Origin of the sequence: Arthrobacter agilis (genome assembly GCF_002953615.1) — a bacterium.
Classification (GTDB): Bacteria; Actinomycetota; Actinomycetes; order Actinomycetales; family Micrococcaceae; genus Arthrobacter_D; species Arthrobacter_D agilis_B.
The window spans coordinates 943,443-951,162 of the sequence record NZ_CP024915.1; the positions used below are offsets into that span (position 1 = coordinate 943,443).

Below are 7,720 nucleotides of genomic sequence, written 5' to 3' on the forward strand. Positions count from 1 at the left end.
CGGCAAGCACGGGACGCCGCCCAACTCCTTCGCACGCCTGACCGTGCTCGTCGACGACGTTCCGGGCCAGATCGCGAAGCTCCTCACGGAGATCGGCCACACCGGGATCAACGTCGAGGATTTCCGGCTCGAACACTCCCCGGGACGCGAGGTGGGCCTCGCCGAGCTCTCCGTCCTGCCAGGCAAACGACAAGAACTGACGGAGTCCCTCGTGCAGCGGGGCTGGAAGGTAGTGCAGTGATTCAGATCTCAGCAGAGACCATGCAGACATCCGACGCGGCGGAGCCGGCGGGGGAGGCGGCGGCGTCGAGCCCCTACTCCGGCTTCCGCCTCGGCAAGTCCCTCGTCGTCGCCATCGACGGCCCGTCGGGGTCGGGCAAGTCGAGCGTCAGCCGCGAGGTGGCCCGGCGCCTGCGCGCCGCCTACCTGGACACCGGGGCGATGTACCGGGCGGTCACGCTCCACTGCATCGCCACGGGCATCGACCTGGAGGACCGGGTCGCCGTCGAGGCGGCCGCGCGATCCATCGAACTCTTCATCAGCACCAGTCCGGACCGTGAGTCCGTGACGATCTCCGGCGACGACGTCACCGCGGCCATCCGCGAGCCGGAGGTGTCCTCGGCCGTCAGCGCGGTCGCGACGACCATGGGCGCCCGTGCGGAACTGATCCGCCGGCAGCGTGCGCTGATCGCCGGTGCAGGGCACCGCATCGTCGCCGAAGGGCGGGACATCACCACCGTCGTCGCCCCCGATGCCGAAGTGCGGATCCTCCTCACCGCGAGCGAGGAGGCCCGGCTGCGCCGTCGTGGCGACCAGCTCGGCGGGACGCAGTCGGAGGCCCAGCTCAAGCAGCAGGTCACCGAGCGTGATGCCAAGGACTCGACAGTGGTCGACTTCCAGCAGGCAGCGGACGGCGTGGTCACGCTCGACTCCTCGGACCTCGACTTCGAGCAGACCGTCGCGGCGGTCCTCGGCATCGTGCGCACGGTCGCGCACTAGCACCACCGCAAGAGCTTCCGGGCGCGAGCCCATCAGGATTACCGTCGGGAGACGGTGAACACCAACCGAAGGAAACAACGATGAGCGAGAACCTTTCGCCGAACGCGACGGACCAGGGCGCCGGACCCGACGAGGACTACGAGCCCACCGGCGAGGACCAGGTCAGCGAGCTGCTCGACACGCTCGACGACGCCGAGGCCGAGCAGCGGGCCGCGTCGCTCCGCGCCGGCCTCGAGGACTACGAGCTCGACGACGAGGACGCAGCGCTCCTCGCCCGCCAGGACGAGGACTTCGACGACGAGGCGGAGGGCCGGCTCAACCCCGTGCTCGCCATCGTCGGGCGACCGAACGTCGGCAAGTCCACCCTGGTGAACCGCATCCTCGGCCGCCGTGAGGCCGTCGTCGAGGACACCCCCGGCGTGACCCGTGACCGCGTGTCCTACCCGGCCCAGTGGTCGGGCCGCAACTTCACCCTGGTGGACACCGGTGGGTGGGAGCAGGACGCGAAGGGCATCGCCGCGCGCGTGGCCGACCAGGCGGAGATCGCGGTCGACATGGCCGACGCCGTCCTGCTCGTGGTGGATGCGACCGTCGGTGCCACCGCGACCGACGAGGCGGTCGTGCGCATGCTGCGCCGCAAGAAGAAGCCCGTCATCCTCGTGGCCAACAAGGTCGACGACATCCAGAACGAGGCCGACGCCTCCGTGCTGTGGGGACTCGGGTTCGGACAGCCGTGGCCGGTGTCGGCCCTGCACGGGCGCGGCACCGCCGACATGCTCGACGAGGTCAACAAGACCCTGCCCGAGTTCTCCGAGCACGGCGGGATCGAGCGCTCCGGCGGCCCGCGCCGGATCGCACTCATCGGACGACCGAACGTCGGCAAGTCCTCCCTCCTGAACAAGCTCGCCGGCTCCGACCGTGTGGTCGTCGATCCCCTCGCCGGGACCACCCGCGACCCCGTGGACGAGATGATCGAGCTCGGCGGACGCACGTGGCGCTTCGTCGATACCGCGGGCATCCGCCGCCGGGTGCACATGCAGCAGGGGGCCGACTACTATGCCTCGCTGCGTACGCAGTCGGCACTGGAGAAGGCGGAGGTCGCCGTCGTGCTCCTCGCCGTCGACGAGGTGCTGAGCGAGCAGGACATCCGCATCCTGAACATGGCCATCGAGTCCGGGCGCGCGATCGTGCTGGCCTTCAACAAGTGGGACCTGCTCGACGACGAACGCCGCCGGTACCTCGAGCGTGAGATCGAGCAGGACCTGGCGCACGTCGACTGGGCGCCGCGCGTCAACATCTCGGCGCTGACGGGGTGGCACAAGGACCGCCTGGTGCCCGCGCTGGACGTCGCGCTCGAATCGTGGGACCGGCGTATCCCGACGGGACGCCTCAACGCCTTCCTCGGTGAGCTCGTCGCCGCCCACCCGCACCCGGTGCGCGGTGGCAAGCAGCCCCGCATCCTCTTCGGCACGCAGGCCTCGAGCCGTCCGCCGAAGTTCGTCCTCTTCACCACGGGCTTCCTGGATCCGGGGTACCGCCGCTTCATCACGCGCCGCCTGCGGGAGACGTTCGGCTTCGAGGGCACACCCATCGAGGTCAGCATGCGCGTCCGCGAGAAGCGCAGCCGCAAGCGCTGACACCTCGCCGGTGTGCTGACCCGCCCGGGAAATGCTGTATTGTTATCCGAGTGGTTTGGCCTGCTGGACAGGCCGATCGGGATGTGGCGCAGCTTGGTAGCGCACTTGACTGGGGGTCAAGGGGTCGCAGGTTCAAATCCTGTCATCCCGACACTGCAGGGCCCGTTTCCACCGGCTTGATGGCCGGCGGAGGCGGGCTTTTTGCATGTCCGGGGGCAGGGCGAGCTCCTTCGCGCGGGGCAGGTGAGAGGCGCGTCACGGCGTCGCCGGATATGCCTATACTCGACCAGTATCCGTACCCGGGCGGGCAGTCCTGCCGCCCGGGAACCCGTGCGTCCGAAAGGCAACCATGAGCAACATCCCCGATGGCCTCTACTACACCGCGGAGCACGAATGGGTCAGTGAGCCCGCCGTCGACGGCACCGTGCGCATCGGCATCACCGACTTCGCCCAGGACGCGCTCGGGGACGTCGTCTACGTGCAGATGCCCGAGGAGGGCACCAGTGTGGCCGGCTCGGACGTCATCGGCGAGGTCGAGTCGACCAAGAGCGTCAGCGACATCTATGCCCCTGTCACGGGCGAGGTCGTCGCGCGCAACGAGGCGCTCGACGACGACCCGTCCCTGATCAACTCGGACCCCTACGGCGAGGGGTGGCTGCTCGAGATCAAGGTGGCCGATCCTTCCGTGGTGCAGAACCTCCTGAGTTCGGGCGACTACTCCCAGCAGGTAGGCTAGTTCTACCCGGCGAAGGCAGCGGGGATGGTGCGGCTGGTGACAACCTGGCGCACCGCGCAGTAGGGGAGGAAAGACCGATGGAGCCCGATGGAAATCCAGCCGTGAATGGAGAAGAGCCGAACATGACGTCTCCTGAGACAACGACGATCGGTCTGCCGCCGCAAGCCGCGACGACCGAACTGGAGCGGCACCTGACGCGCGAGGAGCAGGCGTCCGTCGCGGCACTGCCGGCAGGCTCCGCACTCCTGATCGCCCACTCGGGACCGAACGCCGGCGCCCGGTTCCTCCTCGACGAGGACATCACGAAGGCCGGCCGGCACCCGAACGCGGACATCTTCCTCGACGACGTGACGGTCTCCCGTCAGCATGCCGAGTTCCGCCGGACCGACACCGGCTTCATGGTCGTGGACACCCGCAGCCTGAACGGGACGTACGTCAACAACGACCGCGTCGATTCCGTCGCGCTGCGCAACGGCAACGAGGTGCAGATCGGCAAGTTCCGGCTGACCTTCTACTCGGCGCGCACCGTTCCCGGCCAGGCCACCCAGCACACCGCAGCGCAGGCCTAGTCCGCTCCATGCCTTCCTCCCAACCCGCCCGCCGCCCGGCCGGCGTCGCGTCCGGCCTCTCCGGCTCCGGTGTCCTGAACATCGGTGAGGTCCTGCGCGAACTGGCCGGGGATTTCCCCCAGGTGACGGCGTCGAAGATCCGTTTCCTCGAGGAGAAGGGTCTGATCTCCCCGCAGCGCACGCGTGCCGGGTACCGCAAGTACACCGGACACGATGTCGAACAGCTGCGCTTCGTCCTCGCACTGCAGCGGGACCAGTACCTCCCGCTGAAGGTCATCAAGGACTACGTCGACGCGATCGACCGCGGCGAACGTCCCGATTCGCTGCCCGGAGGCATGACGCTCTCCCCGCGGGTGGTGTCCGACCAGCTCTCCCGCGAGCTCACTGCGCACGGACGGAGGCTGACGGCGGAGACCCTCGCCGCCGAGGCGGGCGCGCCCCGGAGGCTCGTCGACGACCTCGTGAGTTTCGGGCTGATCACCGCCGTGGACAACCGCTTCGACGAGCACGCCCTCAAGATCACCAGGGCGTGCGTCCAGCTCGAGAGCCACGGGATCGAGCCCCGCCACCTGAGGCCGTTCCGCGCGGCCGCCGACCGCGAACTCGGGCTCGTCGAGCGGGTCGTCGCCCCCGTCGCCTCCCGCAAGGACGTGGCATCGAAGGCGCGGGCCGCGGAGACGGCGCGTGAGATCAGCGAGTTGTGCCTCGGCCTGCACAGTGCCCTGGTGCACAGCCAGATAGCCCGGATGGACAGTTAGGCGGCATCCCGTGATCGAAGTAGAAGTGGTGGGCGTGCGGATCGAACTGCCGTCGAACCAGCCCCTGGTCCTGCTCAAGGAGACCGCGGGGGAGCGTCACCTGCCCATCTGGATCGGAGCGCCGGAGGCCAGTGCCATCGCCTTCGTGCAGCAGGGCATCGTGCCGCCACGGCCCATGACCCACGATCTGCTCGTCGACGTCGTCGCCGCGGCGGGCAAGGAGATCTCCGAGGTACGCATCACCTCGGTGGAGGACACCGTCTACCACGCGCAGCTCGTCTTCAGTGACGGCGTGACGGTGAGTTCGCGGGCCTCGGACGCCCTGGCCGTCGCACTGCGCGTGCCCTGTCCCATCTACTGTGCCGACGAGGTCCTGGCGGTCGCCGGCGTCGAGATCGCCGATGCCGACGCGGAGGACGCGGAGGACGGCGACACGGAGGAGACCGCCGAGAAGGAGGTGCTCCAGTTCCGGGAGTTCCTCGCCGATGTCGAGCCCGAGGACTTCGAGCGCTGACGGCCCGGGTGGGCTGCAGGCCCACCGTCGGAGGCGCGATCGGCGAGCCGCAGGCGACACGCCGACCCTTGGGGCCCAGCATCTTTGACCTCGACCCTCCCGCGATCTAACGTCGAAGCATACAGTTCCCATTGCGTGTGCGGGGGGCCCGGGGCACACTTGAGTGCACATCCTGAGGTTCCGCCCGCCCGGCAAATGTCCCCGGGAACCCGACGAGGAGGCAGCACGTGAGTCCGAAGGGTGACGCCGGCAAGGCATCCAGCCCGGCAGGCGCTGGTGTCCCGCCGAGCGCCCAGGGCTTACTGTTCACGGAAGACCTCCCCGTTCTCGACGAAGACGCCGGATATCGCGGTCCCACCGCCTGCAAGGCCGCAGGCATCACCTACCGGCAGCTCGACTACTGGGCACGTACCGGGCTCGTCGAACCCGCTGTCCGCGGGGCTTCGGGATCGGGCACGCACCGCCTCTACGGATTCCGCGACATCCTCGTCCTCAAGGTGGTCAAGCGCCTGCTGGACACCGGGGTGTCCCTCCAGCAGATCCGCACCGCCGTGGAGCACCTCCGTGAGCGGGGCGTCGAGGACCTCGCCCAGATCACGCTCATGAGCGACGGCGCGAGCGTCTACGAGTGCACGTCCGCTGACGAGGTCATCGACCTCGTGCAGGGCGGACAGGGCGTCTTCGGGATCGCGGTCGGCCGGGTGTGGCGTGAGGTCGAAGGAAGCCTCGCGGCCCTTCCGAGCGAGCATGCTCCCGACCAGGAGTACCCCGGCGACGAACTCAGCAAGCGCCGGGCGACGCGCAAGATCAGCTGACAGCCGGCTTAGGGTCCGTCCTGACGGCATCGCCCGCCCTGACACGGCGCGGCTCGGGAGCAGGAAGCTCCGCACCCCCTGATCGGGGCGTTCGTCCCCCTGAAGGATCGGTCCGGTCAGCGCTTCGGGCTGCGGCTCCGCATCCTGCCGGAATCGACGACGCTCTTCAGGAGGTCGTCGAAGTAGCCCGATGCCTGGCGCGCCGACTCGCCCGGCCAGTGGTGGACCGAGTGGGCGGCCCCCTGGATCTGCTGCCAGTTCGCCTGCTCGGGGATCGTGGGGCTCAGCAGCAGGCCACCGAACATCTGCCGCATCTCGCGGAGCCGGAACGTGTGCTCGTCCGACGTCGAGCGCACCCGGTTCGCGACGATGCCCGCGGTCTTGAGGTCGGGTGCGAATTCGCGGCGGAAGAGCTCGAGGGCCCGCATGGTGCGCTCGGTCCCCGCGACGGAGAACAGGCCCGGCTCTGCCACGAGCAGGACCTTGTTGCTGGCGGTCCATGCGATGCGCGTCAGTCCGTTGAGGGACGGCGGGCAGTCGATCAGCACGAGGCTGTAGCCCTCGACGCGGGACAGGAGCGTCGCCAGCCGGCGCTGGTCACGGCGCCCGAGATCCGGACGGTCGTAGATCCCGGAATAGGCGGATCCCATGGCGACGTCGAGCGTGGACGTGCGCGCTCTCGAATGCCGGGCGGCAGTCGCCACCCAGCCGCTCGGGACCGTGTTGCCGGCCAGGTCGCCGCGCCGCGCATTCTTCAGCAGGCGCCCGATGTCGGTCTGGTCCGACGGCTTCACGCCGAGGGCCGTGGTCGCATCCGCGTGCGGATCGAGGTCGACGACGAGCGTCGGGATGCCGGCTGCAAGTGCGGCCGAGGCCAACCCCGTGGTGACCGACGTCTTGCCCACGCCGCCCTTGAGGCTGCTGATGCTCACTACCTGCACGTTCGAACCCACACCTATCCGGAACCGCCATGGAGGAAGGCGGCTCGCTCTTGATCCCCGTCCATCATAGGGTGGCCCCGCCCGACGCCCGGAACGGCAGGGATGTCCATCACCGGGACGACGACGCCCCGTGCGTTTCGTGCCGTGTCAGGGGCCCTCGACGTGGCGGACGTGCCGGGTAGGATCAGTCCAGCGTGAGGAACCCGACCGGCAAGGATGCAGGAGCACGATGTTCTCGAAGATTCTGGTGGCTAATCGTGGCGAGATCGCCATTCGTGCATTTCGGGCCGGTCATGAGGTGGGCGCGAAGACGGTGGCGGTGTTCCCGCACGAGGACCGGAACTCGATCCACCGGCAGAAGGCCGACGAGGCGTATCTGATCGGTGAGGAGGGCCACCCGGTGCGGGCGTACCTGGACATCGAGGAGATCATCCGGGTCGCGGTCGAGGCCGGCTGTGACGCGATCTACCCGGGCTACGGGTTCCTGTCGGAGAATCCGGGGTTGGCCCGGGCTGCGGCGGACGCGGGGATCACGTTCGTGGGTCCGCCGGCGGACGTGCTGGAGCTCGCCGGGAACAAGGTCAAGGCGTTGGACGCGGCCCGGGCGGCGGGCATCCCGGTGCTGGCGTCCTCGCGGCCGAGCGCCGATGTGGACGAGCTGATCGCCGCGGCGGACGAGATCGGGTTCCCGGTGTTCGCGAAGGCCGTGGCCGGTGGCGGTGGGCGCGGGATGCGGCGGGTGGATACCCGC

Annotated in this window: 9 protein-coding genes, 1 tRNA gene and 1 pseudogene; 10 read left to right on the forward strand and 1 reads right to left on the reverse strand. The window is 69.2% G+C overall.

Annotated elements, in window-relative coordinates; all coding sequences use genetic code 11:
- From CVO76_RS17240 to CVO76_RS04595, 9 genes and pseudogenes are all read left to right on the forward strand, one after another.
- Positions 1 to 241 (forward strand): annotated as a pseudogene (locus CVO76_RS17240) (prephenate dehydrogenase); the annotation flags it as partial.
- 20 nt (positions 242 to 261) lie between these two features.
- A complete protein-coding gene (cmk, locus tag CVO76_RS04560; RefSeq protein WP_208741702.1) occupies positions 262 to 999 on the forward strand; it encodes a (d)CMP kinase in 738 nt (245 codons plus the stop codon).
- 80 nt (positions 1,000 to 1,079) lie between these two features.
- Complete coding sequence (gene der, locus CVO76_RS04565; protein WP_208740896.1) at positions 1,080 to 2,636, forward strand: ribosome biogenesis GTPase Der; 1,557 nt, start codon at positions 1,080 to 1,082, stop codon at positions 2,634 to 2,636.
- Positions 2,637 to 2,713: 77 nt separating this feature from the next.
- Positions 2,714 to 2,787 (forward strand) — tRNA-Pro (locus tag CVO76_RS04570).
- Between the two features lie 198 nt (positions 2,788 to 2,985).
- On the forward strand, positions 2,986 to 3,372 hold the full coding sequence (gcvH, locus tag CVO76_RS04575) for a glycine cleavage system protein GcvH (protein ID WP_208740898.1): 387 nt from the start codon (positions 2,986 to 2,988) through the stop codon (positions 3,370 to 3,372).
- Positions 3,373 to 3,494: 122 nt separating this feature from the next.
- A complete protein-coding gene (locus CVO76_RS04580; protein ID WP_244186199.1) occupies positions 3,495 to 3,941 on the forward strand; it encodes an FHA domain-containing protein in 447 nt (148 codons plus the stop codon).
- An 8-nt stretch (positions 3,942 to 3,949) separates the two neighbouring features.
- The gene (gene ftsR / locus CVO76_RS04585) at positions 3,950 to 4,699 is read left to right on the forward strand and encodes a transcriptional regulator FtsR (protein WP_133081638.1); all 750 of its coding nucleotides are present in this window, start codon (positions 3,950 to 3,952) and stop codon (positions 4,697 to 4,699) included.
- A gap of 10 nt (positions 4,700 to 4,709) precedes the next feature.
- Positions 4,710 to 5,213, forward strand: a complete 504-nt coding sequence (locus tag CVO76_RS04590) for a bifunctional nuclease family protein (RefSeq protein ID WP_133081639.1) — start codon at positions 4,710 to 4,712, stop codon at positions 5,211 to 5,213.
- A gap of 227 nt (positions 5,214 to 5,440) precedes the next feature.
- Complete coding sequence (locus CVO76_RS04595; RefSeq protein WP_133081640.1) at positions 5,441 to 6,028, forward strand: MerR family transcriptional regulator; 588 nt, start codon at positions 5,441 to 5,443, stop codon at positions 6,026 to 6,028.
- 116 nt (positions 6,029 to 6,144) lie between these two features.
- On the opposite strand, the gene CVO76_RS04600 is transcribed toward CVO76_RS04595, so the two are convergent.
- Entirely contained in the window at positions 6,145 to 6,969 is an 825-nt protein-coding gene (locus CVO76_RS04600; RefSeq protein WP_208740900.1) for a ParA family protein, read from the reverse strand.
- Between the two features lie 229 nt (positions 6,970 to 7,198).
- Here CVO76_RS04600 and CVO76_RS17245 point away from each other — a divergent pair.
- A partial coding sequence (locus CVO76_RS17245; protein ID WP_279628594.1) for a biotin carboxylase N-terminal domain-containing protein occupies positions 7,199 to 7,720 on the forward strand: 522 nt, incomplete at its 3' end.